General features: G+C 67.4%; 25 protein-coding genes and 1 tRNA gene. 7 read left to right on the top strand and 19 right to left on the bottom strand.

Annotated features, from left to right (window positions below; genetic code table 11):
* Positions 1-32: 32 nt before the first annotated feature.
* Positions 33-548 (top strand): hypothetical protein, encoded by a 516-nt coding sequence (locus tag BLQ91_RS40955; protein WP_176959508.1) that lies wholly within the window; start codon positions 33-35, stop codon positions 546-548.
* Here BLQ91_RS40955 and BLQ91_RS00115 read toward each other — a convergent pair.
* The 3 genes from BLQ91_RS00115 to BLQ91_RS00105 are packed head-to-tail and all read right to left on the bottom strand — an operon-like array spanning position 545 to position 7,432.
* Positions 545-4,981, bottom strand: a complete 4,437-nt coding sequence (locus BLQ91_RS00115; RefSeq protein ID WP_090094540.1) for a DNA repair ATPase — start codon at positions 4,979-4,981, stop codon at positions 545-547. The genes BLQ91_RS40955 and BLQ91_RS00115 overlap by 4 nt on opposite strands.
* Positions 4,978-6,903 (bottom strand): flotillin family protein, encoded by a 1,926-nt coding sequence (locus tag BLQ91_RS00110; protein ID WP_143022468.1) that lies wholly within the window; start codon positions 6,901-6,903, stop codon positions 4,978-4,980. Before BLQ91_RS00110 ends, BLQ91_RS00115 begins: the two co-directional genes overlap by 4 nt.
* A 1-nt stretch (position 6,904) precedes the next feature.
* On the bottom strand, positions 6,905-7,432 hold the full coding sequence (locus BLQ91_RS00105) for a hypothetical protein (protein WP_090095873.1): 528 nt from the start codon (positions 7,430-7,432) through the stop codon (positions 6,905-6,907).
* Between the two features lie 91 nt (positions 7,433-7,523).
* On the opposite strand from BLQ91_RS00105, the gene BLQ91_RS00100 reads away from it, so the two are divergent.
* Both BLQ91_RS00100 and BLQ91_RS00095 read left to right on the top strand, forming a co-directional pair.
* Entirely contained in the window at positions 7,524-8,321 is a 798-nt protein-coding gene (locus BLQ91_RS00100) for an LLM class F420-dependent oxidoreductase (protein WP_090094539.1), read from the top strand.
* 11 nt (positions 8,322-8,332) lie between these two features.
* Positions 8,333-9,241 carry a CobW family GTP-binding protein gene (locus BLQ91_RS00095; RefSeq protein ID WP_090094538.1) on the top strand — a complete coding sequence of 303 codons (909 nt, stop codon included), beginning with the start codon at positions 8,333-8,335 and terminating at the stop codon, positions 9,239-9,241.
* Positions 9,242-9,246: 5 nt separating this feature from the next.
* Here BLQ91_RS00095 and BLQ91_RS00090 read toward each other — a convergent pair whose 3' ends face one another.
* Positions 9,247-10,272: a serine hydrolase domain-containing protein gene (locus BLQ91_RS00090; protein WP_176959507.1), complete on the bottom strand. Its 1,026-nt coding sequence runs from the start codon at positions 10,270-10,272 to the stop codon at positions 9,247-9,249.
* Positions 10,269-11,387 carry a serine hydrolase domain-containing protein gene (locus tag BLQ91_RS00085; protein ID WP_090094536.1) on the bottom strand — a complete coding sequence of 373 codons (1,119 nt, stop codon included), beginning with the start codon at positions 11,385-11,387 and terminating at the stop codon, positions 10,269-10,271. The genes BLQ91_RS00090 and BLQ91_RS00085 overlap by 4 nt, the downstream gene beginning before the upstream one ends.
* Positions 11,388-11,648: 261 nt before the next feature.
* Between BLQ91_RS00085 and BLQ91_RS00080 the strand changes: the two genes are divergently transcribed.
* A tRNA-Lys gene (locus BLQ91_RS00080) sits at positions 11,649-11,724 on the top strand.
* A gap of 60 nt (positions 11,725-11,784) precedes the next feature.
* Here BLQ91_RS00080 and BLQ91_RS00075 read toward each other — a convergent pair.
* The 14 genes from BLQ91_RS00075 to BLQ91_RS00020 all read right to left on the bottom strand — a co-directional run bounded on the left by BLQ91_RS00075 (position 11,785) and on the right by BLQ91_RS00020 (position 20,075).
* A complete protein-coding gene (locus BLQ91_RS00075; protein ID WP_090094535.1) occupies positions 11,785-12,963 on the bottom strand; it encodes a tyrosine-type recombinase/integrase in 1,179 nt (392 codons plus the stop codon).
* Positions 12,963-13,139 carry a helix-turn-helix transcriptional regulator gene (locus BLQ91_RS00070; RefSeq protein ID WP_090094534.1) on the bottom strand — a complete coding sequence of 59 codons (177 nt, stop codon included), beginning with the start codon at positions 13,137-13,139 and terminating at the stop codon, positions 12,963-12,965. Before BLQ91_RS00070 ends, BLQ91_RS00075 begins: the two co-directional genes overlap by 1 nt.
* On the bottom strand, positions 13,136-14,497 hold the full coding sequence (locus BLQ91_RS00065) for a replication initiator (RefSeq protein WP_090094533.1): 1,362 nt from the start codon (positions 14,495-14,497) through the stop codon (positions 13,136-13,138). The genes BLQ91_RS00070 and BLQ91_RS00065 overlap by 4 nt, the downstream gene beginning before the upstream one ends.
* Before the next feature lie 87 nt (positions 14,498-14,584).
* Positions 14,585-14,857 (bottom strand): hypothetical protein, encoded by a 273-nt coding sequence (locus BLQ91_RS39995; RefSeq protein WP_143022467.1) that lies wholly within the window; start codon positions 14,855-14,857, stop codon positions 14,585-14,587.
* 18 nt (positions 14,858-14,875) lie between these two features.
* Positions 14,876-15,706, bottom strand: coding sequence for a hypothetical protein (locus BLQ91_RS00060; protein WP_245732895.1), 831 nt, complete (start codon positions 15,704-15,706; stop codon positions 14,876-14,878).
* A gap of 38 nt (positions 15,707-15,744) precedes the next feature.
* Positions 15,745-15,930, bottom strand: coding sequence for a hypothetical protein (locus tag BLQ91_RS00055; protein ID WP_090094532.1), 186 nt, complete (start codon positions 15,928-15,930; stop codon positions 15,745-15,747).
* 2 nt (positions 15,931-15,932) lie between these two features.
* Positions 15,933-16,265 (bottom strand): WhiB family transcriptional regulator, encoded by a 333-nt coding sequence (locus BLQ91_RS00050; RefSeq protein WP_218130134.1) that lies wholly within the window; start codon positions 16,263-16,265, stop codon positions 15,933-15,935.
* Positions 16,262-16,747: a hypothetical protein gene (locus BLQ91_RS00045; protein WP_090094530.1), complete on the bottom strand. Its 486-nt coding sequence runs from the start codon at positions 16,745-16,747 to the stop codon at positions 16,262-16,264. Before BLQ91_RS00045 ends, BLQ91_RS00050 begins: the two co-directional genes overlap by 4 nt.
* A 50-nt stretch (positions 16,748-16,797) precedes the next feature.
* Entirely contained in the window at positions 16,798-18,165 is a 1,368-nt protein-coding gene (locus BLQ91_RS00040; RefSeq protein ID WP_090094529.1) for a P-loop NTPase family protein, read from the bottom strand.
* A 95-nt stretch (positions 18,166-18,260) separates the two neighbouring features.
* Complete coding sequence (locus BLQ91_RS00035; RefSeq protein WP_090095871.1) at positions 18,261-18,476, bottom strand: hypothetical protein; 216 nt, start codon at positions 18,474-18,476, stop codon at positions 18,261-18,263.
* Entirely contained in the window at positions 18,476-18,742 is a 267-nt protein-coding gene (locus BLQ91_RS00030) for a hypothetical protein (protein WP_090094528.1), read from the bottom strand. The genes BLQ91_RS00035 and BLQ91_RS00030 overlap by 1 nt, the downstream gene beginning before the upstream one ends.
* Before the next feature lie 3 nt (positions 18,743-18,745).
* Positions 18,746-19,141: a hypothetical protein gene (locus tag BLQ91_RS39990; protein WP_143022466.1), complete on the bottom strand. Its 396-nt coding sequence runs from the start codon at positions 19,139-19,141 to the stop codon at positions 18,746-18,748.
* The gene (locus tag BLQ91_RS00025; RefSeq protein ID WP_143022465.1) at positions 19,131-19,448 is read right to left on the bottom strand and encodes a hypothetical protein; all 318 of its coding nucleotides are present in this window, start codon (positions 19,446-19,448) and stop codon (positions 19,131-19,133) included. Before BLQ91_RS00025 ends, BLQ91_RS39990 begins: the two co-directional genes overlap by 11 nt.
* 261 nt (positions 19,449-19,709) lie before the next feature.
* The gene (locus tag BLQ91_RS00020) at positions 19,710-20,075 is read right to left on the bottom strand and encodes a hypothetical protein (protein WP_090094526.1); all 366 of its coding nucleotides are present in this window, start codon (positions 20,073-20,075) and stop codon (positions 19,710-19,712) included.
* A 125-nt stretch (positions 20,076-20,200) separates the two neighbouring features.
* Here BLQ91_RS00020 and BLQ91_RS00015 point away from each other — a divergent pair, with 125 nt between their 5' ends.
* The 3 genes from BLQ91_RS00015 (at position 20,201) to BLQ91_RS00005 (ending at position 22,670) form a co-directional block, all read left to right on the top strand.
* Entirely contained in the window at positions 20,201-20,563 is a 363-nt protein-coding gene (locus tag BLQ91_RS00015) for a GntR family transcriptional regulator (protein ID WP_090094525.1), read from the top strand.
* Between the two features lie 204 nt (positions 20,564-20,767).
* A complete protein-coding gene (locus tag BLQ91_RS00010) occupies positions 20,768-22,105 on the top strand; it encodes an NsdA family TPR-like regulatory protein (RefSeq protein WP_143022464.1) in 1,338 nt (445 codons plus the stop codon).
* A 7-nt stretch (positions 22,106-22,112) separates the two neighbouring features.
* The gene (locus tag BLQ91_RS00005; protein ID WP_245732894.1) at positions 22,113-22,670 is read left to right on the top strand and encodes an NUDIX domain-containing protein; all 558 of its coding nucleotides are present in this window, start codon (positions 22,113-22,115) and stop codon (positions 22,668-22,670) included.
* Positions 22,671-22,931 lie beyond the last annotated feature (261 nt).

The following is a 22,931-nucleotide window of genomic DNA, read 5'->3' as shown; positions in this document are numbered from 1 at the left end:
GACCGGCAGGCGAACCCTGGGGAGCGGAAGCGATGACTGGTGTCAGACGCCGCGGCCGCTTCTCGGCCGCGGTGGTGGTGATGGGCGCTGCCCTGATCGCGGCGGTGCTCTCGGCACCGGCGGACAAGCCGGTGGACATCCGCCTGGTCGCCCCGCCACCGCTGCCGCCCCAGGTCGTCACCGCGACCGCCACGACCACCGTCTCCGCGATCGGTGCGGTCGAGCCCGCACCCCCTCCTCCACCCCCGCCGCCTCCGCCGCGCGGCGAGGCGAGCCCGCCGCCACCCCGGCACGAGCCGCGTCAGCCTCCGCCTCCCCCTCCGCCACGGCCCGGCAAGCCGAAGCCGAAGCCGCCGAACGTCTTCGACCTGCTGCGCTGCGACGCGGCGTACTTCGAGGACGACGACTTCAACCGGTGCCTGGAGTGGCCGTTCGACGCCGCGGAGTTCTGCGAACTGCTGGAGAAGCACAACCTCGAACCGGTCGACGTGCGCGGGCCCGGGGGCCGGCGCTTCGACCGGTTCGACGTCAAGTGCGACGAGCGCTAAGCGCCCTTCAGCTCCCGCAGCCTCGCGAGGTTCGCCTCGGCGAGCCCGCCGAGCAGCTGCGCCTCGCCGAGGTAGTGGTCGTCGATCAGCGCCTCGACCTCGTCGTCGTTCATCGCCGGCACGATCCGCGCGGCCATCCTGTTCATGTTGCGGTAGCTGCCCTGCAGCAGGAACGGCTGCTCCGACGGGTTCGCGGCCGAGGCGATGTACGCCTGGTTGACCTTCAGCACCACCTGCTGGACGCGTTGCAGCTTCCGCACGACCGACAGCATCCGCTCCAGCTCGACGGTCTCGTGCTCGTGCGTGACGCTCTCGCCGTTCACCAGGCGCACCAGCGGTTCCACGTCGACGCCGTTCAGCGTCGGGTTCGCCCCGGACGCGTTCTCCAGGTAGCTCAACGCGAAGAGCGCCTCGCGGCCGGACAGCACGTCGCCGAGGTTCCACACGTCCGCGCGGTTCGCGAGCATGTCGGGGACCCGGAAAGCGCGACCGGTCTCCGTGTACGGGTTGCCCGCCATCGACACTGCGAAGCGCTTGCCCCGCAGGTCGAACGTGCGTGCCTCCCCGCCCCAGACGCCGTCCACACGTCGCTGGGCGTCGCACAGCGAGATGAACTTCTGCAGCAGCTCCGGTGAGGTGTGCTGGACGTCGTCGAGGTGCAGCAGGACGTTGCTGCCGAGGGCGAGCGCGAAGTTGATCCGCTCGACCTCCTGGCGTGCGGTGGCATTCGGCGCCTCCCGCGGGTCGAGCGAGGTGACGCCGGTGCCCAGCGCAGGCCCGTTGACCTTGACGAACACCATGCCCAGCCGGTTCGCGACGTACTCCACGAGCGTCGTCTTGCCGTAGCCGGGCGGGGAGATCAGCATGAGCAGGCCGGTGCCGTCGTTCAGCTGCTTGGAGAGGTTGTCGCCGATCAGCGGCAGGTAGACCTCGTTGAGCAACCTGTTGCGCACGAACGTGTTCAGCACCGCCGGGCGGTAGTCGTCGAGCCGGAGCACACGGCGTTCCTCCGCCAGGAGCTCGTCGCGCTTGCGCTGGTAGGCCCGGAAAGCCGGCACCTGCTCGGTGGCGAACGCCCTGAGCCTGGTGAGGGCCTCGTCCAGGCGGACCTCCATCGTCCGGTCGTGCACGCGGGGGTGCGTGCCGAGCAGGCCGGTGACGGTCTCGGTGAGCGACGCGCTGGAGTCGTAGCGCGGCAGGTCGGTGAGCAGGACGGCGACGACCTCGGGGAACTCGGGGCAGTCCTCGTCGCCGAGGAACGCGCTCAGCCACGCCTCGATCAGGTCGCGGTCGTGGAGCTCCTCGGTCACGACCGCGCGGAACCTGTCGATCACCGTCCTGGCGGCCTTGCTGGTGACGAACCCGGCGGGTTCGCAGGCGAGTTCCTCGAACAGGTACTCCGCGGCCAGGTCCGGCAGGCCGAACTGCCCGCAGAGCTCCGGGATGCCGTGCGTGCCGCCGAAGATCGCGCGGGCGCGGGCCAGCGACTCGGCCTTGCGCGCCCACACCGCGCGGTGCTCCTCCCGTTGCGACGCCCAGAAGAGCTGAGCTTCCGCACGGACGGCCGGCGGGTACCTCAGCAGACCGGCGCCGGCGTGGAGCCGTCGCAGGGCAGCGAGGATCTTCTCGGCGTCGTGGTCGTGGACGCCCTTCTCGTAGCCCTCGTCGTAGCGTTCGGCGGCCGCGTTCACCACGTCGGTGCGGCCTTCGGCCAGCAGGCAGCCGGCGAGGTGTTCGGAGCGGTAGACGTCCTGGGTCTCGCTCACCAGCAACTGGTCCCAGAACGGCCTGGTGTTCGCGAACTCCTGGTCGGTGACCTCGCTGCGGTAGTCGGTACCGGTGATCGCGTAGAACAGCCGGCCGTCGCGCGGCACCAGCGTGAGGTTCATCGGCTCGGTCGTCACCGGGAAGCGGTGACGACCGAGCACGATCGACGCGCCGTCGTACAGATCGGCCCGGTCGCGCAGTGCCCGGCCTCCCTCTTGCCGGGCGTCGCGCAGACCCGCGTCGAGCTCGTCGGCCCGGATGTCGCCGAGTTCGCGCAGCTGTTCGGCGACCGAACGGACCTTGGCGACCATCGGGTCGCCCGCGAAGTACGTGTTGATCTCGTCGGCCGAGGTGAGCTTGCCGACGCGGCGGCGGATCGTGCCGAGCACCCGTTCCGCGGACTGGACGAGCCGGTCGGCCTTCCGCGCCCGTTCGTCGAGCAACGTCTGCTTGCGGGCGGAGAACGCCTCGTAGACGTCCGTGCGCTTGGCGCCGACCTGGGCCAGGAAGTCGTCGAACTCGCCGAAGCGCGACTCCAGGTTCTCGAGCTGCAGCAGCAGGCGGCCCAGCTGGTCGTCGCAGCGCTGCGGGGTGTCCGCGACCGAGAGCGCCCCCGTGACGGCCTGCCCGAGCAGCGCGAACTCCGCGGCGAACTCGGCACGGCCCTCGGCGTTCGCGAGCTGCGCGCGCCGGCCGTCCACAGTGGCTCGTGCGCGGTTGACCGCGGCCAGCACCTCGCCGATGCTCGCCAGGATCCGCGTGCGCGTCGTCGTGTCGGCGGCGTCCAGGGTGCTGACGACCTCGGTCAGCACCTCCAGCCCGGCCTGCTGCCGCGCGAGCCGGTCGCGCAGCGGCTTCGCCTCGGCGGCGGTCTTCAGCTCCGCGGCGGCGATCCGGTCGATCTCCTCGTGGTACTGGGCGAAGGCGTTCCCGCCGCTGAGGAACGCGACGGCTCGGCGTGCGGACGCGCCCAGCTCCTCGACCAGTTCGGCTTCGCGCCGGTCGATCTCGCCGAGGTCGACGTACCGCAGGTCCTTCAGCGTGATCAGCCGGCCCTGGGCGGACCTCAGGTCGGCCAGCAGCCGCACCCATTCGTCGGCGCTGCGCGGTGCGGCCGACCTCGCGAGCCTGATCAGGCTCGCAAGCTCCTCGGACGTCGCGCGCAGCCGGCCGGCCGCGTGCTCGGTGAGCGTGCGGACGGCCTCGAACTCGTCCAGCACCTGCTCGGCCGTGGCGCGCACGGCCAGGACGCCCTGCTCGAGGCCCAGCTCGTCGAGCCAGTGGACGTTGTCGACCACCCTGGTGCACAGGGCGATCAGCCCCTCGAACACCGCCGCGCTCGGCGTCATCTCGGCGCTCATCCGGGTGATGGACAGGCAGTCCGAGATGCCGCGGACGAGTTCGGCGTTGCCGATGCGGGCGAGCGGGCCGGCCTGGTCCGGCAGCACCTCGACGGTCGTGAACGGCGTGCGCCACACCTGCATCGGGTGCACGCGCACGGCTTCCGAACTCGTCTCGCGGAAGACGACCAGCGTGCCGTCGGCGAAGAGCGAGTAGCCGTGGCAGGTGATGGGCGTCGCGACTTCCTTGCGGATCACGTTGTAGGGCAGCAGGAGGCTGCGGCCCTCGCGGCGGGCGTGGAAGACGTAGAGGACGTCCTCCCCGTTCGCGGACCGGACGACCCGCTCGAACTCCAGCTCGTCGGTGTCGACGTCGAACGTCTTGTCGGCGCCGGTGACGAGGTAGTAGCCGCCGGGGAAGATGATCCCCTGGTCCTCCGGCAGCCGCTGGCACGCCTGGCCGATGCCGTCGAGCCGGGTGACGATTTTGGTGCGGGTGTTGAAGACCAGGTGCCGGGGCGCGGTCTCCTTGTACGGCAGGATCCTGAGCAGGATCAGCGGGCCGACGCGGGCGTAGTGCACCTCCGCGTCCGCGAGGCTCTGCAGCGGTTCGTCGACGGGCTCTTCGTAGACGCCCTCGCCGGTCTCGGTGTTGTTCTCCACCTTGACGGTGAGCGTGCCGCCGACCGTCTCGACGAAGACCTCGCCGTCGATCGCGATGTGCGGGTGCCGGCCCAGCACGTGCTGCTCGCGGGTCGTCTCGACCCACGTGAAGTCGTGCGCGGGCGGGAAGACGTGGTCGCGGTCGCCTCGGTTGTCGACGTAGGTGACGGTGCCGTCGACCTTCACGTCCCAGCGCAGGACGCGGATGTCCTCGAGCCGTGCGCCGGTCTGGAAGACCGCGAGCAACCGGGACTCGACCATTCGCAGCTGGAGCAGCCGCGTCTCGCGGTAGTACCGGTACAGCTCGGCGAAGTCGTCGCGGAACCTCGGGTCCTGGAGGAAGGGCGCTTCGACCGTGGCGAAGTCCCTGCCGTGCACCGCGAAGACGTCGTCGACCGCCGTCTCGGGCTTGAGACCCATGAAGACGTTGTAGCCGAACAGCATCACGTCGCCGAGCGCCACGATGTCGCGCGGCACGCAGTTGTTCTCGGTGCGGATGCGTTCGGTGGCGACGAGCTCGAGGGCCGTGCTGCCGAACGTCTCGACGCGCTGGTCGTTCAGCGCCTCGGTGCTGCGGGCGAGCCCGGCGGCCTGTTCGGCCAGCCGGGCCCGCAACACCTCGTACGTTCCGGCGTCCAGCCCAGGAGGGTTGGCTGCCGTCATGCGTTCTGGCCGTTGTTCTTGGCCATCTGGGTCAGCGCGATCGCCGCGGCGATGTTCTGCGCGTCACCCGTGGTGAACGAGCTGAGGATCTTGGTCAGGTCCTCGGGGAAGTTCGACGTCCCGTCCATCCACCTCGAGCCCAGCGCCTGCACGACGTCGGAGTTGCCGACGAAGCTGTCGACCTGCTTGCCCGCGGTGATGGAAGCGGCGATCTTGTCGAAGAACATCGTGTCGCCACCGACGATGTCGATGTCGGCCTTCTCCAGGCCGGCCGCGAGGACCATCGCCTGGGCCTCGGCGACCTGGCGCTGCACGTCGATGCCCTTGAGGCGGATCTCCTTCTCGGCTTCGAGCCGCAGGCGGTACTCCTCGTGCTCGCGGGTGGCGGTGTCGAGCGCGGCCATCGCCTCGGCCTTGTGCGACAGGCCTTCCGCCTCGCCCTTGAGGCGTTCCTTGATGCCTTCGGCGTCGGCGAGCGCCTTCTCGCGGTCGACCACGGCCTCGGCACGGCCGAAAGCCTCGGACGCGACGGCGTCCCGTTCCTTGACCAGCGCCTCCGCGAGGCCCTTCGCGGCGGCCTCGGCCTGCGTGCCCTCGGCGAGGCGGATCTTGGCCCGGGCGTCGAGGTCGGCGGCCTGCTGGCGCGACTCGGCGAGCACGACGGCCTCGCGGGCCTTGTGCTGCGCGGCCTGTTCCGCGGCCTCGGCGGCCTTGATGTCCTTGACCAGCGACTCCTGGGCCTCGGCCTCGGCGCGGATCACGATCTGCTGGCGCTCGCGCTCGGCCTCCTCGACCGCGCGCAGCCGCTTGATGTTCTCCTCCTGCTCGGCCACGGTCTTCTCGACGGCGACCCGCTCGCGCACCAGGTCGGCGATCGCGCGGCGCTCGTGCTCGAGCTCCTTGTCCTTCTCGATCATGCGCAGCGCGGTCTCGCGTTCGCGGGCGATGACCTCGAGCATGCGGTCCTTCTCGATGCGCTCGGTCTCGACGGCGATCACGCGCTCGCGGTTCTTCTCGGCGACGGCGATCTCACGGGCCTTGTTCTCGGCCTGGATGCCGAGCTGCTCCTCCGTGCGGATGAACGCGGTGCTGGCCTTGAGGCGTTCCTCGGCCTGCACCTTCTGGGTCTCGGCCTCCTGCTGGGCGCGGGCGGTCTCGATCTCGCGGCGCTGTTTGATCTCCGCGTCGGCCTGGCGCCGTTCGAGTTCCAGGATCGCCTCACGCGCGCTGACGTTCTGGCGCGTGATCTCCTTCTCCTCGTTGCGGGTGAACTCGTTGGTCTTGACGTGCTCGATCGCGGTCAGCTCGGTGATCTTGCGGATGCCCTGCGCGTCCAGGATGTTCGCCGGGTCGAGCTGCTTGAGCGGCGTCTGCTCCAGGTAGTCGATGGCCGCGTCCTCGAGGCTGTAGCCGTTGAGGTCGGTGCCGATGACCTGCACGATCCGGTCGCGGAACTCGTCGCGGTGGGTGTAGAGGTCGACGAAGTCGAGCTGCTTGCCGACGGTCTTGAGCGCCTCGGAGAACTTGGCGTTGAACAGCTCCTGCAGCGTCTGCTCGTGGCTCGCGCGCTCGGTGCCGATCGCCTGCGCGACCTTGATGACGTCCTCGACGGTCTTGTTGACCCGCACGAAGAACGTGATGCGGATGTCCGCCCGGATGTTGTCCTTGCAGATCAGGCCCTCGTTGCCGGCCCTGCGGATCTCGATGGTCTTCACCGAGATGTCCATCGTCTCGCACCGGTGCAGCACCGGGAGGACGACCGTGCCCGTGAAGGTCACGTCGACCTTGCGCATCTTGGAGACGATGAGCGCCTTGCCCTGCTCGCACTTCTTGAAAAGCCTGCTCAGCGTGATCAGCGCCAGGACCACTACTACGACGATCACGGCGATCAGCACGACCAACCCCGTCGAGATCGCACCCATGTCAGCCCCCTGTGGTGATGTCCACGACCCAGAAGAACTCGCCTTCGGTGTCGTAGTCGAAGATCAGCGCGGTCTGGCCCGCCTTCAGTTCGGTGCTCTGCGCCGCTCGCACCTGCACGACCGCCGTGCCACCGTCGTCGGCGGTCACCTCGGCCTGCCCGTAGTTCTCGGTCACCCTGGCCGTCCGGACGACCGCCGTGCGGCCGACGAAGTCGTTGCGGGACGCGGGTTTCTCCGGCCTGGTCCAGTTCCTGACCGGAATCAGCACGATCTTGGTGAGGAGTGCGCCCACGAGCAGCGCGGCGGCGAGGACGGCGTAGCGCAGCGAGCCCTCCGGCGTGAGCACCGTGCCGACCAGCGCGGCGAACCACGTGATCACGACGAACAACGAGATCGAGATCGGGAGCACCGGGGCGTCGAAGTCCAGTCCCACCAGCGCCACCGTGAGCCAGTACGCCAGCACCACCAGCAGCAGCAGGCTGAACAGCACCGTCGGGAACGCCACCGCGGCAGCCAGGAACTCGGTCATCTCCACCCCCTCTTCGCCACTCTGATGCGCGAAAACGCGAATCCGTTGCATCGCCGGGAATGATCGACGCAGATCGATCGTTGCGCCGGTCATGGACATCGGGGTGCAGGGGCTCAACATCGGTGACACGGCTCGACCGGACGAGACGCGGCGACTGGCCCGACTGGCCGAGTCGCTCGGCTACCGCTCGTGGTGGGCGTCGGACCACGTGGTGCTGCCGTCACCGCGCGTCGACCCGTCACCGTCCGAACCGGACACCGTGATCGTCGACCCGCTGGCCCACCTCGGTTATGTGGCGGCGGTCACGTCCACGATCGAGCTCGCGACCGGCATCGTGATCCTGCCCCAGCGCAACCCGGTGGTGCTCGCGAAGCAGGTGGCGTCGCTCGACCTGCTGAGCGGCGGCCGGTTCACGCTCGGCGTCGGCGCCGGGTACCTCGAGCCGGAGATGGCGGCGGTCGGGGTGCCGTTCGACGATCGCGGCAAGCGGACGGACGAGTACCTGGACGCGATGGACCAGCTCTGGCACGCGCCCGAGCCGTCGTTCTCCGGCCAGTTCGTGTCGTTCTCCGGTGTCGACGCCCACCCTCGGCCGTCGAACGTGCGCGTGGTCGTCGGCGGCCACAGCCCGTCGGCGTTCCGGCGGGCCGTCACCCGTGCGCAGGGGTGGTTCGGCATCGGCACGCCCGACGAGATCCGCGGCCACCTCGCCCGGTTCCCCGCGCGGCCCGACGGCTTCCGGATCAGCGTGTCCGCGCAGGTCCCGCTGACCGCGGCGGTGGTCCGCGAGTACGAGGACCTCGGCGTCGACGAGCTGGTGATCTACCCGCCGATCTTCGACGGCACGGTGGACGAGGTCTTGCGGAGGAACGCGGAGTTCACCGGCTAGCCTGGGACGTCGTGATCCCCGTAGTCGTGCTCGCCGGCTTCCTCGGTTCCGGCAAGACCACCCTGCTCAACCACCTGCTGCGCACCTCCGGCGGCACGCGGATCGGCGTCGTGGTGAACGACTTCGGGCGGATCAACATCGACGCGTTCGCGGTGTCCGCGCAGGTCGACTCGATGGTGACGCTGTCGAACGGCTGCCTGTGCTGCGCGGTCGACGGCTCCGAGCTCGACTCGATGCTCGAGAAGCTGGCCACGGCGGACCTGGACGTCATCGTGATCGAGGCGTCCGGGCTCGCCGAGCCCGCCGCCATGGTCCGGATGGTGCTGCAGGCGCCCGGTGTCTCGTACGGCGGACTGATCTACGTGGTCGACGCGGTGGAGCTCGGCGCCGTGCCGCACCTCGAGCGCGACCTCGCGCTGGCCGACCTGGTGGTGCTGAACAAGGTCGACCGGGTCTCGTCGTTGCCGTCGCTGCCCTGCTCGGCCCCGGTGCTCCCCGTCACGTACGGGCAGATCGACCCCGCGCTGCTGTTCGAGGTGCGGCCACCGGACACGGGACCGCGGCAGCTGTCGTTCGACGACCTGGAAGACCACTCGACGCACGCGCACGCCTCGTACGACAGCGTGTCCTTCGAGTGCGACGAGCCGCTGCACCCCAAGCTGTTCATGGACTTCCTGAGCGCACGGCCAGAAGGCCTGTTCCGCGCCAAGGGTTTCGTGCGGTTCCCCCTCGGCACCTTCATTCTGCACACCGTCGGCGCGTACGTGTCGTTCACGCCGGTCGACGAAGCCCCGACGCAGCTGGTGCTGATCGGGGCGGGCATCGATCCGGAGTCGCTGACGGACTGGCTGCTGGCGTGCGTCGCGGACGGACCGGTCACCGAGCAGGACATGCTCTGGGTGCTCCGGTACGCCCGCTGACGTCGCTACTTCCGGCAGAGCGCGGTGTCGATGACGTCGAACACCTGTTGGAACTTCTTCGCGGGGTCGTCGCCGAACGTGCCGGGCAACGCGGTGAGCGTGATCGCGGCCGACCTGCCGCCGTCCGTCGCCCCGCCCAGCGACGCCCACCCGTGGATCGAGCCGCCGTGGCCCCACCAGACCCCGCCACAGCTCAGCTTGGTGCTCTCCAAGCCGAGCCCGTAGGCGCTCTTCTCGTCCACCGCAACGGTCTTGCGCATCTCGTCGAGCTGCGCCTTCGGCAGCAGCTCGCCCCCGAGCAGGGCCCTGAAGAACTTCGCGACGTCGTGGGGCGTGGAGACCATCGCACCGGACGCCCACGCGGCGGACGTCTCCATGTCGGTCGCGTCGACCACCTTCGACTTCGGGTCGAGCAGGTCGCTCAGCGCGAAGGCCTGGGCGTGCCGGCCGCGGATGCGCTGCTCGCCCTGCCCCGGCCAGTAGGTGTCCTTCAAGCCCGCCTTCCTGATCACCCCGTCGAGCGCCTCGCCGACCGGGCGTCCGGTGACCTTCTGGATCAGCAGACCGGCCACGACGTAGTTCGTGTTGCTGTACCCGTACTTCTCGCCCGGCTGGAAGCTCACCGGCTGTGCGAGCGCGGCGTCGAGCAGCTCGTGCGGCGCGAAGTACCTGTCGCGGACGTCCGCGATCTTCGGAACGCCGACCTGGATCACGTAGTCCGGCAGGCCGCTGGTGTGCTGCAGGACCTGGCGCACGGTGATGCGCCGGTCCCCGACGTGCGGCACGAACCGGTTGACCGGCTCGTCGAGCGAGACCTTGTTCTCCGCGACCAGCTTCAGCGTCGCGACGGCCACGAACGACTTGGTGATGCTGCCGATCCGCACCTGCCCGTTGAGCGGCGCGTTGCCCCTCGCGAGGTCGCGGCCGTGCACGTGGGCCTCAACCCCCGGCGAGCCGTCCCGGACGATCTGGTCGAGCTGCTGCGGTACGAGGAGGGAGAGCGCAGTGACGGCGGCAACGGCAGCGATCACTTGGCACCGCACAGGGCAGCGTCGACCGAGGCGAGCATGGCGTCGTGGGCCGCGTTGGCCTCTTCGGGCGTGTCCTGGAACGTGCCCGGCAACGCCGTGACGGCAACGGAGAACGCCCGGCCGGACTCGGTGACACCACCGCGCGTCTCGTAACCGTGGATGTCACCACCGTGACCCCACGAGCGCCCACCGCAGGACAGCGGCGCACTGGCGATCCCGAGCCCGTACTCGACGCCCGGCCACATCTCGCCGGCCGTGTCGACGGTCTTCTTCATCTCGTCGAGCTGCGCCTTCTTCAGCAGATCACCCTTCAGCAGCCCGCGGTAGAAGGCGTTGAGGTCCTTGGTCGTGGAGATGATCTGCCCCGCGGCCCAGCCCCAGCTCGGGTCGAGCTCGGTGACGTCCTCGATGCCGTTGCCCGTCTTGGAGTACCCGTGCGCGTGCTTGCCCTTGATGGTCTCGTCACCGACACCGGGCCAGTAGGTGTCGCGGAGGTTCAGCTTCTTGATGATCCGCTGCTCCACCTGCTCCGCGACCGGCCGCCCGGTCGTCTTCTGGATGAGCAGCCCGAGCAGCACGTAGTTCGTGTTGCTGTACTTGAACTTCGCACCGGGCTCGTTCGTGACGGGATGCGCGTTGCCGACGTCGAGCAGCTCCCGCGGCTCGAAGTAGCGGTGCCGCAGCTCCTCGAACTTCTCGAGGCCGAGGTAGTTCGTGTAGTTCGCCAGACCACTGGTGTGGTTGAGCAGCTGCCGGACGGTGATCCGATCGTCCTTGACCGCCTTCGGCAGGTAGTGGTTGATCGGCTTGTCGAGCTCGACCTTGCCCTCCCCGACGAGCTGCATGACCACCGCCGCCACGAACGCCTTGGTGTTCGACCCGGCCCGCACCTGCCCGTTGCGCGGCACCGGCACCCGCTTGCCCAACTCGGCCGTGCCCGACACGTAGTGCGTCGCCCTGCCGCCGTCGTCGGTGACCGTGGCCAGCGCCGCCGGGAACTCGTGCTGCTTGGTGAGCCCGTCGAGCTGCTTCTGCACCGTGCCGGACGGCGCGGCCATGGCCGTCCCGGTGAACAGCATGGCCGTTGCCAGAACCCCTACCAGCGTCTTCTTCATCTCTGCCTCCCCTTGCCGTGGTGAGGACAGACTTCCAACTGACAGGGTGTCGGCGCAGTCGCGCACGCTTCCGTCCTTGGGGTGGAGCAGGCTCTACCTCCGGCCCGCGGATGTCGCTCCGCGGTGGTCGTGGCCCGTGCCGGACGAGGTCTGTGCCGACCAGTCACTGCGCAGCGCCGTCGGCTGGGCCTGCGCCCGTCCGCCCCAGGTGGGCAACCCGGAGGACATGCGGAGGGGGAGATCGGTAGGCTGTGTCGGCGAGGGCTGCTAGCTCAATTGGCAGAGCAGGAGACTTTTAATCTTCGGGTTCAGGGTTCGAGTCCCTGGCGGCCCACCAAACCCGCTGGTAGAGGCAGCGGGGGCAGATCATTTCAAGATCAAAGCCCCCGCTTACCCCTCACTTATGCGTATCACCGTCGACCACTGCGCCGAGCGCATCAGCAGCAGCGCGGCCAGGCGCACGACGGCCCATGTACACATCTTGAGTCATCGACGGCCGAGCATGCCCGAGGACGTCGGCGATCTGCCGGGCAGTCAACCCTGCCTCATCGAGCAGCGTCGCCACCGTCCGCCGGAACGTCCGGAATGTCACCCACTCATAGCCCACGCGGACCGTGAACGGCTTCCAGGCCCGGTTGCGGACGTTGGTCGCCTCCCGGATCGTGCCCGTCGAGCTGGGGAAGATCGGCCCGTCGAGGTTCTCCGCCGTGGTCCTGCGCGTAACCAGCATCGTCACGCACCAGTCGGCGAGCGGAATCGGCCGCACGGCGTTCTCCGTCTTGCCGCGGTTCACGATGCGGCCCCGCCCGCGAGCCCGGATGACGTTCCCGGACATGTTGATGACTTTCGCCTGTTCATCGAGGTCAGACCAGTGAGCACACAGCGCTTCACCGGTCCGTTCGCCCGTGCCGAGGAAGAATCGGACCAGGTCAGGCAGGTCATCCCGGACCGCTCGCTCATCCGCGTCGAGCTTGGCGAGCAGGTCGAGCACCTGTTCCCCGGAGAGCGCCCGAGACTGCGAGGGCTTGTTCCTCGCTCGCTTGCTGTCCAGTGGTCCGACCTCGCGAACCGGGTTGATCTCCAGCGCGCCGTGACGGACGGCCAGTGCGCAGACGCCGCCGAGGATGCTGCGCACGGTCTTGGCCGAACTCGCGCTGGACGCGTCGCGCACCTTCTTGCAGAGCGCGTCGAGCGTCGGCGTGGTGACCTCGTTAATGCTCAACTCGCCCACGGCCGGTAGGACGATCTTGTCCAGCCGGTTGCGGTAGGTGTCGATCGAGCCGAACGACCGCAGACCTCGCTCCGCGTCCGCTTCAAGGTCCGTCAGCCACATCCGAGCCACCTCGGAGAACCGCGTCGAGCCGGTCACCAGCGCGCCGGCAACCGGGGTCACCCAGTCGCGGATGGCTGCCTTGAGCCGGTCGATCGCGTTCGCCTTGCTCGTTCCATACCGCTCGACCTCGTAGACCTTGCCGTCGAAGTCGCGATACCGGCACCGAGCACGCCACCGCTTCGGCCCAGCCTGCTCCGTGCGGATGTTCCCGTGCGTCCCGACCTGGAGGCGTGGGCGGCCCATCACGCGGCCCCAGGCTGGGCCTTGAACCACTCCATCACCACGTCAGGGTCGTACCGGACGTGCTTGCCGACCCTTCTCCCAGGAGGGCCGTAGTTCTTCGTACGCCACTGGTAGATGGTCTGGACGGGGATGCCGAGGAACTCGGACAGGTCCTTGATGGTCCACAGCTTGCTCATCGGTGTGTCTCCTGTTCGTACTTGCGTCGTCGGTTGTCGCGGATGCGGCCGGCCAGTGCGGCGGCGAGTTCGCGTTCGGCGTCGGTGTCGTAGCCGTTGCCCTGGTAGGCCCAGTCGTTGATGACGAGGACCGAGTCGGCTTCGAGACCGAGGCGTTCAAGGACTTCGGCCTGCCGGAAGGCACGGCGTTCGTTGCGGATGGATTTGAAGGTGGTGCTGTAGTGCTTGGACTTGGTGAGGAAGTGGCCGCGGAAGCCGAGCATGTGTGCCCAGCGGCGCAGCTTGAGGTCCTCGTACTGCGGAAGGCCGCCGAGGTCCCAGGCGGTTTGGATGATGCGTCGGTGGTGGTCGCTGACCTTGGCGTGGTCGATGCACAGTTGAGAGCGGATCGGCCGGTCGGTGCCGTCGGTCTTGCCCGTGGTTTTCGTGGCGTACTTGGCGACGTAGGCCGCGAGGCGGGTCTCGCTGATCGAGCCGTTGTCGTCTTCGACCTCGTGAGCCTGGTTGGCGCGAATCGGGCGGACATCGACCTGTGAGCCCCAACGGAGATCGAGAGCAACGCCATCCGGTCGGGCAACGGTGAGTTTCACCGAGGCCGCAGCGGCCCTGACGCAGGCGTCGAGCAGTTCGCTCGTGACCCAGGACGGGGTGCGGTCTGTGGGGCCGTCAGGGCCGTCAACGCGGACGACGGCGTGGAAGTGCACGAGGCCGCGCCGCTGGTACTCGGCCACCTTGGCGTAGGACAGCCGCGCGTGGTCGCTGAACTCCCGAGCCTTCATGCCTGCCGCGTTGGCCAGCTCTCGGTTGAGCGCGATGCGGAAGCGGTGCCAGAGCGCGCCGGCATTGGCCTGCCAGAGCACCGAGCCCTCGTAGTCGTAGGTGTCAGGATTGACGGCGGTGCCGATGCGCGGGTCTGCCTGGTGGTGGTACTCGCCGCAGCCCGTACACGGGCGGGTCTTGCCGCTGGCCGTGGTGGAGCGGTTGTGGACAGCGCCGAACGAGGGGGCGGTGAGGGTGGCGAACGCCCGCGGCTTGTCGGTCACGGTGGTCGGGACGCCCTTGGAGCCGCCCGCGAGTCCGGCGTGCATGAGGTGGTAGGCGTCGGCGGCGTAGCGGTCCGAGCACGTCGGGCAGACGGCGGAGCGACGGTTGCCGCAGGGTACGAAGATCTCGCCGCCGTGGTGAGCGAGCACCTTGCGGGTGGTGGCGTCGTGGAGTTGCCATGCGCCGAACAGGCGGACGGGTACGGTGCAGCCGTTGGTGGCGGTGACCTTGGCTCGCCATTCGCGGTAGCCGGGTGAGGCGACCTTGCGGGCGATGCGGTCTTCCAGGGTGGTGTGAGGGTTTCCAGGCAACATCGCGGGACCTCCTTTCGTTGGCGCATAAGGAAAGCCGGACATGACGGTGAAGTCCTGTCCGGCCTTGGGAGCCTGTTCTCTCAGTGGTCAGGCACGATGTTGGGTGCCGATGCGGTTACGAAGGGCGTTGAGAGCTTCGATGCGGGTGCCGTGTTCGAGTTCGGAGCTCCACCGTGCGGCGGTGTCACCGTCCTGACGCCAGCAGGCCCACCAGCGGCGACCGCCGTAGCCCCAGCCTCGCCAGCGACGACCATCACCAACCCATCCGACCCAGACGCCATCGAGGGTCACGCGGTAGGTGACCGTGCCGCCCAACCACAGGTCACCACGGCTGGTCTCTTTGCTCAGTTCCAAGCTCATCTCACTGTGTCCTTCCGGTCAGGCGGCGAGTTGGCCGGCAACGCGAGCGGCGAAGTCGGCGGGGAGCCGTAGAAGCTCGGAGACCTCAGGAGCAGTGAGAGGCCGTCCGAGTTCATCCATCCGGGCGGTGAGGGTGGCGCGCATCGGCGGGGGAAGCCTCAAGCCCGCGAGCGGATCAGGGCTGATGCTGCTCACGGCAGGAGCCGGGGCCGGGGCCGTGGTCACGGGCGGTGAGTCAGGAGCTTCGTCGCTGCGGACCTGGTCACGTCGGGCGACTTCCCGCATAGCCGCTTCCCGGACGGCGATGCAGCGTTGCTGAACGATGGGCATGACCTCAGCGAGCAGGAACACCACGACGGGGATGACGACGTGGAGGAACACGTTGCCCGCGCTGACCGGGCCTTTCGAGGGGGCGACGGAGGACCAGACGTTGGTGATCAGAGTCGCGGCCAGGAGCAGCCGCTTGAGCTTGACCACGGGGCCGTCGTCGACGCGCTGCCCCCGTGCGAGCATCTCGGACTCCCACCGCAGGACGGTGATGAGGATTCCGGCCAGGGCGGGTTCGACCAGCCAGGCTCCCCACCACAGCGGGTCTGTGATGGGGAGGTCTCCGGCGAGGAAGTCGTGCACACCGGTGGTGGTGAACCCGAGGCCGATCGCGAGGAACCACCACAGCGAACGGCTGATCGAGACTCGCAGCCGGTCGGCGTTGACGACAGCCAGCAGCGGATCACCGGCCAGCGCGTGCACGTCGTGTGCCTCATCGAGCTGATGCCGCAGACGGCGCACGGCCCGAGTCGGTTCCGGCCGGTCGTCGGTCGTGTTCTTGTTGCGCTGAAACAGCTTCACGGGTTCACCTCCTTTGGGCGGGTCTGGTGTGGACACGACTAGCGGCCGTGCGCGGCGTTGACGAGCAAGCGTCCGAGCAGGAACAGCTCGACGGCCAGGACGACGGTTCCGAGCCAGCCGAAGAGCAGCCACATGACGACGAGGCCAGCCAGGACGGTCAGGCCGAGGCCGATCGCGCGAGCCGGGGTCTTGCGGGTGACAGGGATGACGAGTTGGACGTTCATGATCAGGCGACTTCCTTCCGGGTGGTGGTACGCGGGTAGTAGGTCTGGTTGCGTTCGGATCCAGTGGTGCCGCCGACGACGCCGGAGGCGTAGAAGCGGCGGGAGCGGGTGCGGTTCTCCCACTCGAAGTGGTCGGCGCGGCACTGGGCGATGACCGGGCAGCCGGAGCACACAGCCAGGGCCTGCGCCGTGGTGTCGCTGGTGAAGAACAGTTCGGTGTCCTCCCCCGCGCACACGGCATCGGAGCGCCAGGCGGGTGGAGTGCCCGAGGGGCCGAACAGAGCGATCATCAGGGCACGAGTGCCGACGTAGCCGGGGTGGTCGTGAGGATTCACGCCGCCACCCCCGCGGGAGCCGGGTTGACCGAGCGGGCCGACGCCACGAGGCACGCGAGTTCGTCATAGGAGGTGAGATCGGTACGGGCTTCGGCGAGGGTGGGCAGGCCGGGCAGGGTGACGAAGCGGTGCTGCCAGCCGTTGAGGCCGTCGTGTTCCTCGACGGTGCCGCCCAGCTCGAACACCGAGCCCGAGCAGGCCAGGCCGATACCGATGCCCGCGCCGGTGCGAGCGGTCGCGGCGAGACGGACCTCGTCACGAGCGCCGTAGGTCAGGCCGAACTCGGCGCCGTGCAGGGTGGCCGTCCACAGCAGCACAGCGGCGAACCGGTCCACCACCGTGCCCGAGGTGAACTCGGCGTGCACCGAGCGGGATGCGGTGGAGATGACCAGGCGATCCGGGCGGGTCAGGTTGTAGGTGCGGATGTGTCCGCGCACCGTCCGCAGAATCCGGTCCAGTGAGCGGTTGTCATTGGCGGGCATGGCAAACAGACCTCCTGTGAGGTTCGAGGAAGACAGCGGGCTGAGAGGCGTCAGGAGACGGCGCGGAGCGTGGTCGGCTCCCGCAGGTACGACATCAGCTCCGAGCACTGGTCGTCGCTGGTGTAGGCGATGCGCACGCGCCGAGGCTGGCGAGTCTTGGGAGCGCGGGCGAACCCGATGCCGGCGAACTCCTCACCCTGCGGCAGTTCGTCGGCAGTCGCGCCGCGTGCCCGCATCCCGTCACCGAGGACCATGTCCGGGTGGCTGGAGCTGGAGACCCGCAGGCACACGCGGTGCGGCAGCAGCTCACGCACCGGCACGGTGTCCTTGGTGGGTTCCTGCACAAGCGCCTCGATCACGTCATGCGTGGTGCGACCGGTCGAAGCGATGATCGCCGTTTGACCGCAGATCGCGTGGGCGTAGTCCGACTGATAGGCCATCGCGTAGCCGATCTCGTCAAAGATTAGCCAGTCGATCGGGAACTCCTCGGACACCGGAGCCTTGCGCAACTTGGCGCGTTGCATGCGCTTCTGCTTGCGCTCCATGTTGGTCACGAAGTCGTTCAGCAGCTCCAAGCCGTCACCGGGGTTGTCGGCGTAACGGCCGGCAAGGATGGGCTTGAGCCAACCCCACTCCAGCATCTTCGGGTCGATCACCCACGGTCGGACCAGGCCAGCCCGGATCAACGGAGCAGCGGCCCGCAGGCGTTGCGCCGGGAGCGAGTTCTTACCCGAACCGGTCTCACCGGCGCGCAGGAAATGCGTTCCGTACAGCGGTTCGCGGTACTCGCGTCCGAACTCGTCCTCCCCCATATACAGCGACATCGGGTCAACGTCGGCCACGTCGTCGGCGAGTTCCGGGGAGGGGATGATGTGGGCGAACGGCTCGTCACGCTGGACGATCAGCACCACCTCACCGGGGGCCGAGCGTTCGACCGCGACCCGTTCGGCCCGCAGGGTGTCGGCCAGGTCATCGGTTGCGTCCACGAACGCCTTGAACGACATGCCGTGCACCAGCCGCACCCGCACCGTGTCCACCGAGGCCGACCACGACCGCACCCGAACCACCCGAGGCACCAGTACCTGCCCGGTACGTGGGTGTGTCCGCGTCAGCCCGCACGAGCCCATCAGGTCCGACCAGCGACGACCGGTATAGGCACCCGCCCAGCGGCGACGCCACGCCCGCAGCACCGGGGCCGCGTAGGTGTCGAAGGTGTCGGGGTGAGCCCGATACCAGGCCCCCAGACCCGCAGCAGCACCACCGAGCACCATTCCGGTCGTGGTGGGGCCGAGGTGCGACAGCGACGCCACCAGAGCCGAGGGAACGGCGACCGAGCCGGGGTGACGCACCGCCCACACCACCGCCGCGAACTCCACGCCCTGCGAACGAGCGGACTTACCACGGGAACACTTGGACATCGAAACCTCCGAAAGTGTTGGGAGAGAACGACAACGGCCGACCACCGCGCGGGGTGATCGGCCGTTGCCGGAGAACAGATACGAACTGGACTTCGCTAGCGACGCCAGCGCTTGCCACGCTCAGCGGCTTCCTCGTCGAGCAGCACGCGGGCGTAGGACATGTGCGTGGTCAACGTGGCCACCGACCGCGCGAACTGGTCATGCAGGCCCTTGAACCCCTCCCGGCGGACCGGAATCCCCTTGATCGCGATCCGGAGCTGGGACATGGCCTTGCCCGCGTCTTCCAGGGCGTTGTTGAGCTGCTGAGACATCAGACCCTCCACTCACGAGACTTCAACTCGATCTCGTACTTGACCGCGTGCGCCTTGAGGTCCTCCAAGTCCTTGCGGGCCTTGGCCAACTCCTTGCGCAACTCGTCGGGCCTGGGCACCCGCCAGTCACCGGGCAGCGCATTACCCGGCTTCATGCGGTTGATCAGCGTCTCCAACGGGGCGAGCTGCTCCGTCGCGAAGTTGATCGCACTCACGAACTCGCCGTACTTCTTGATCGCGAGATCGTTGTACGCCTGAACCACCATTCTTCATGCACCCTTCTTCTCAGATGACTTCGAACTGCCAAGCGGCTTGAGCGCGTTCCACCGCGACAACATCAACCGGGTCGGTTTCGGTACAAGCACCGAACGAACCGGCTGACGCACAGCACCGCAGCGCAGCTGGTGAGTACCGCCGATCACGAGCTGGCCGTTATCGACCAACTGCACAACCGCGTTCGCCTCCCAGGCGGGCACCCGAGAAATCTTGTCCTTGTCGACACGACGAAAAACGGTGCGCGACGTACTCGCGACCACGTAACCGCAGTCACTCACAGCACGGTTGAGAACCTCCGTCACCGTTCGCAGGTCGTTGACCACCGGCCGAGCGGCGACCGCAGGAGCAGCAACGTCCTCGGCCTCGTTTCCGAACAGGTCAGCGGACATACTTCTGCGATCCCTTCACGTGAGTCTGCGTACCGGGCTTCACCTGCACATCCGTACGGCGAGGAGCCTCGATCCGAACGACCTTGCGCGTGTACTCGCCGCACCGCAGACTCATGACCTGGGAACTGCGCTGAAGCTCACCGTGTTCGAGAAGGTCGAACACTAACCGTTGCTCCCAGTGCGGCAGCCCTTCCATTTCCGTTGCGGAAATCTGCCGGTACACGCGAGGGAGATCGACCGTGACCGCGTACGGCTGACTGCCGCGCGCACGATCGACCACCAGAACAACTCCATCGATCTTCGCCACTATCCAATCCTTTCGCCCACGGACTGCACGGCAGGTGCCAGGAACGTTTTGCACGGGCCTAACACCGCCGAACAAACCGGCGCGTTTTTGGCATGGCTCAACACACTGTGGAATTCTCAAAGGACGTAATCACGCATTCCTATGCCCGACTCGAACGGGCAGCAGGCCAATCCCCTGGCGAAACGTGGATTTCCGCACCCTGGCCCGACTCGAAACGGGCGACCGGCCTAACCGGGCAGGGCAACTGGGCACAGTGGACGATCAGGCAGCCGCGCTGACCTGACCCTGCGGAGCAAGACCCGCAGCCTTGAACGACAGACCCGAACCAGCATCGTTGGACCAGAACGAAACCGTGGGCGAGATCAGGGACACGTACATGCCCTCCTCGAACCCGTCACCAGGATCAGCCGACAGCGTCACCCGGATCTCTTCACCCTTGCCCTGGTAGCCATCAGCGTTCGGCCGGGGCTTCGCGAACAGCGCAACCACGAACTGCTGCACGCCCTGGTAGTCGGTTGCCGGCACCATCTCGCCGGACTTCTCGTCCTTGCGCATCTTCATCACCGGAGCCTCGGTGATCATCAGCCGGTAGGACTCCAGAACGACGGGGATATTGCGCAGTGCCATGTCTGTCTCCTGGGTTAGTTTGTGCTATCTCGTGTTACCACTAAGCTAGCACGGGTTAGCACGGAGTGGGTTCGTCCGATTGAGTGAGCTAGCACGGGTTCACACGCGGTGGATACAGTGCTGACATGAGTCAGTCACCAGCGCGGAGCTACCCGTATCAGCAGGTAGCCGCGAAGATCATCGAGAAGATCCGCGCGGGAAAACTTCCACCTGATCAGAAGCTGCCAACGATTCGAGAGATGGCTGACGAGTACGGAATCACCACGGCGACAGTGCAGCGAGTGATCCGGGCACTAACTGACGGCGGCTATGCAGAGACCGTGCCTGGCGTCGGCGTGTTCGTCAGCAAGGTCCTCCCTGACGCTGAGCCGACTCCGCCAGCAACCGTGGAGCAACTCGCGGCAGAGCTGTTCACGCTGCGCCGCTCGGTTGAAGAACTCGCTGAGCGGCTGGAGCGGGTGGAGAGCAGGACTTTCGATGGAACCTGACCTGCTTGGCACTGGACCTCCTCGGCCGGATAGTTCTTGCGACGGCACCAATGCAACCGCGTGTCACGACCGGCAGACAGGGAGATCCGGGGATGGCATACGGATGCAGGAGGGAGGAGGGGGATAAGGGAGGGATACGACCGTTGCCAGCAACGCAGCGTCTCTAAACAATCGCGCCATTGACGCGGGTGCGAAGGGGGCCAGATGAACCAGCTACGCGAGGAACGTGAGCGACGCGGATGGAGCAGGCCACGCGCCGCCGACGAGCTAGAAAGCTTGGCACACAAGCGCAACATCCCAGTCACTGCTACTCGCGACAGCATCATTCGCTACTTCCGCGAGTGGGAACACGGACGCAACACGCCCCAGGTTCCCTACAGAGATTTGCTATGCGACCTCTACGCAAGGACCGCCGAAGAGCTGGGGATCGCGACGGCCGCTGCTCAGGCGCGGACGGACATAGGACTTGTATACGCGTCCTCACTGGCCGAGACCCTCGTGACAGTCGGCAACCTTGCTGGATTCGACGCTCAAAAGCACCCAGGCGTGATCTCGGGACACTTCTCCGAAGAGGCACTCTACGCAGCGTGCCTGGACTGGCTGTTCGTCTCACCCAGCAAAGATCACGAGGCAACAGCGGACCGTGTCACGCCTCGCGACGTCGCGGAGATCGTTGCTACGACAGTCATGTTCGACGGAATGGACCGATCGTTCGGCGGTGATCAAAGTCGAGATCTCGCCGTGAAGTACTTCAAAGACCACGTGGTGCCGCGACTCGGCGGAACGTACAACGCCAGCGTGGGTCGCGATCTCTTCCATGCCGCATCGGTTCTGTGCGAGGTCATCGGGTACATGGCGTACGACTCCGATCGTCATGCCCTTGCGCAGCGCTACTTCATCCAATCTCTCCGACTCGCGAAGGAAGCCGAGTCGCCCGCCTACGGCTCGTATGTGCTCAGCACAATGAGCCACCAAGCGATGTACCTCGGCCGGCCACGCGAAGCTCTACGCTTGGCGGAAGCAGCCCGTCAGAGCTATGCCGGGACGCACGTCGCCGCAGTACAGACCGAAGCAGCTATGCATGCAGCACGCGCCTATGCCGCCCTCGGCGACGAACCGGCGACGACACACGCACTTCTGGCCGCGGAAAAGTTCTTCGCGCAGCAGAGCACCGAGTCAGCACCTGAGTGGGCATCTCATTGGGGCGAAACGGTCTTCGCCGCATTCGCTGGCGCAACGTGGTTGGATCTCGGGAAGCCTGAACAGGCACGACCGCACCTTGTGCGGGCTGCGCAGGACGCCAATGGGCAAGCCAGGCGGATCGTCTACAGTGCGGCCCAACTCGCGAAGCTGTCCATGTTGGAGGGCGACGCTGAGCAAGCGAGTGCCTACGCCATGACCGCAGCAGACACCGCAGCAGGACTCAGATCGAAGCGCTCCACGAAGGTAGTTCGCGACTTGCGAGACGACTTCCAGCAGCAAGCGGCCCCGCAGCCCATCCAAGCGTTCTTGACCCGTGTGAATGATGATCTGTCGGAATGAGGCCAGCTTGAAGACCAACCCGCACCCGAGCACCTGCGTTGACGCAGAGATCTTCGCTGCCGACGTCGAGCTCGAAGGACCGCCTGAGGTTGAGTTCAACCCTGGCATCGCGAGCCGCATCCCAGCCAAGGGATCAGCCGGTGGCGCCCTGGTGAGGAACACGAGCGGCCAAGTTCTGTTCGTAGTCCCGATGTACAAGCCGTTCCTCGACATTCCGGGCGGCATCGCGGACGCCAATGAGTCGCCGAAAGCGGCATGCCAAAGGGAAGTCGTCGAGGAGATCGGCCCCGACATCGCAGTCGGCCGTCTGCTCGTAGTCGACTGGATTCCCCGCAACGGCGTGTGGCGGGACAGCCACCAGTTCGTGTTCGACGGTGGTGTGCTGACCGACGAGCAGGCCTCAGCAGCTAGGACACATGATGACGAACTGACCGGAGTTCGGTTCCTATCTCTGGACGAAGCCGCTCCCCGGATCCATCCATCGTTGCACCGCAGGCTCGAACTGGCAGTCAACGCAGCAGAGTCCGGCACGACGATCTACGCGGAGTTCGGCCACGCACTGTAGGCGTGTTCAGAGTTTCTTTTCTTCATCAAGGCGGCCCCCTCCGGGGGCCGCTGGCCGTTGGTACCCATCCGACAACGGCAGACCGACGCGCCTTTTTCTCCGCCGCGCCCAAGGCCGCCTCCGGCGTCCGAGCGCGGCGGGCGAGGCATGCGCGCCGGTCGACCGTTGTCGGACCGGAACGGCCAGCGGCCCCCGGAGGGAACCGCGGAGACTTCAAGACATGTCCTCGCCGGACGGGCAGGTCTCCAAAATGGTGCGAGG

Source organism: Lentzea jiangxiensis (genome assembly GCF_900104175.1).
GTDB lineage: Bacteria > Actinomycetota > Actinomycetes > Mycobacteriales > Pseudonocardiaceae > Lentzea > Lentzea jiangxiensis.
This window is presented reverse-complemented; position numbering and strand designations above follow the sequence as displayed.

Coding starts and splice junctions, on each gene's coding strand:
- BLQ91_RS40955 (WP_176959508.1), top strand. CDS start 33: ATGACTGGTGTCAGACGCCGCGGCCGCTTCTCGGCCGCGGTGGTGGTG.
- BLQ91_RS00115 (WP_090094540.1), bottom strand. CDS start 4,981: ATGACGGCAGCCAACCCTCCTGGGCTGGACGCCGGAACGTACGAGGTG.
- BLQ91_RS00110 (WP_143022468.1), bottom strand. CDS start 6,903: ATGGGTGCGATCTCGACGGGGTTGGTCGTGCTGATCGCCGTGATCGTC.
- BLQ91_RS00105 (WP_090095873.1), bottom strand. CDS start 7,432: ATGACCGAGTTCCTGGCTGCCGCGGTGGCGTTCCCGACGGTGCTGTTC.
- BLQ91_RS00100 (WP_090094539.1), top strand. CDS start 7,524: ATGGACATCGGGGTGCAGGGGCTCAACATCGGTGACACGGCTCGACCG.
- BLQ91_RS00085 (WP_090094536.1), bottom strand. CDS start 11,387: ATGAAGAAGACGCTGGTAGGGGTTCTGGCAACGGCCATGCTGTTCACC.
- BLQ91_RS00075 (WP_090094535.1), bottom strand. CDS start 12,963: ATGGGCCGCCCACGCCTCCAGGTCGGGACGCACGGGAACATCCGCACG.
- BLQ91_RS00070 (WP_090094534.1), bottom strand. CDS start 13,139: ATGAGCAAGCTGTGGACCATCAAGGACCTGTCCGAGTTCCTCGGCATC.
- BLQ91_RS00065 (WP_090094533.1), bottom strand. CDS start 14,497: ATGTTGCCTGGAAACCCTCACACCACCCTGGAAGACCGCATCGCCCGC.
- BLQ91_RS39995 (WP_143022467.1), bottom strand. CDS start 14,857: ATGAGCTTGGAACTGAGCAAAGAGACCAGCCGTGGTGACCTGTGGTTG.
- BLQ91_RS00055 (WP_090094532.1), bottom strand. CDS start 15,930: ATGAACGTCCAACTCGTCATCCCTGTCACCCGCAAGACCCCGGCTCGC.
- BLQ91_RS00045 (WP_090094530.1), bottom strand. CDS start 16,747: ATGCCCGCCAATGACAACCGCTCACTGGACCGGATTCTGCGGACGGTG.
- BLQ91_RS00040 (WP_090094529.1), bottom strand. CDS start 18,165: ATGTCCAAGTGTTCCCGTGGTAAGTCCGCTCGTTCGCAGGGCGTGGAG.
- BLQ91_RS00035 (WP_090095871.1), bottom strand. CDS start 18,476: ATGTCTCAGCAGCTCAACAACGCCCTGGAAGACGCGGGCAAGGCCATG.
- BLQ91_RS00030 (WP_090094528.1), bottom strand. CDS start 18,742: ATGGTGGTTCAGGCGTACAACGATCTCGCGATCAAGAAGTACGGCGAG.
- BLQ91_RS39990 (WP_143022466.1), bottom strand. CDS start 19,141: ATGTCCGCTGACCTGTTCGGAAACGAGGCCGAGGACGTTGCTGCTCCT.
- BLQ91_RS00020 (WP_090094526.1), bottom strand. CDS start 20,075: ATGGCACTGCGCAATATCCCCGTCGTTCTGGAGTCCTACCGGCTGATG.
- BLQ91_RS00015 (WP_090094525.1), top strand. CDS start 20,201: ATGAGTCAGTCACCAGCGCGGAGCTACCCGTATCAGCAGGTAGCCGCG.
- BLQ91_RS00010 (WP_143022464.1), top strand. CDS start 20,768: ATGAACCAGCTACGCGAGGAACGTGAGCGACGCGGATGGAGCAGGCCA.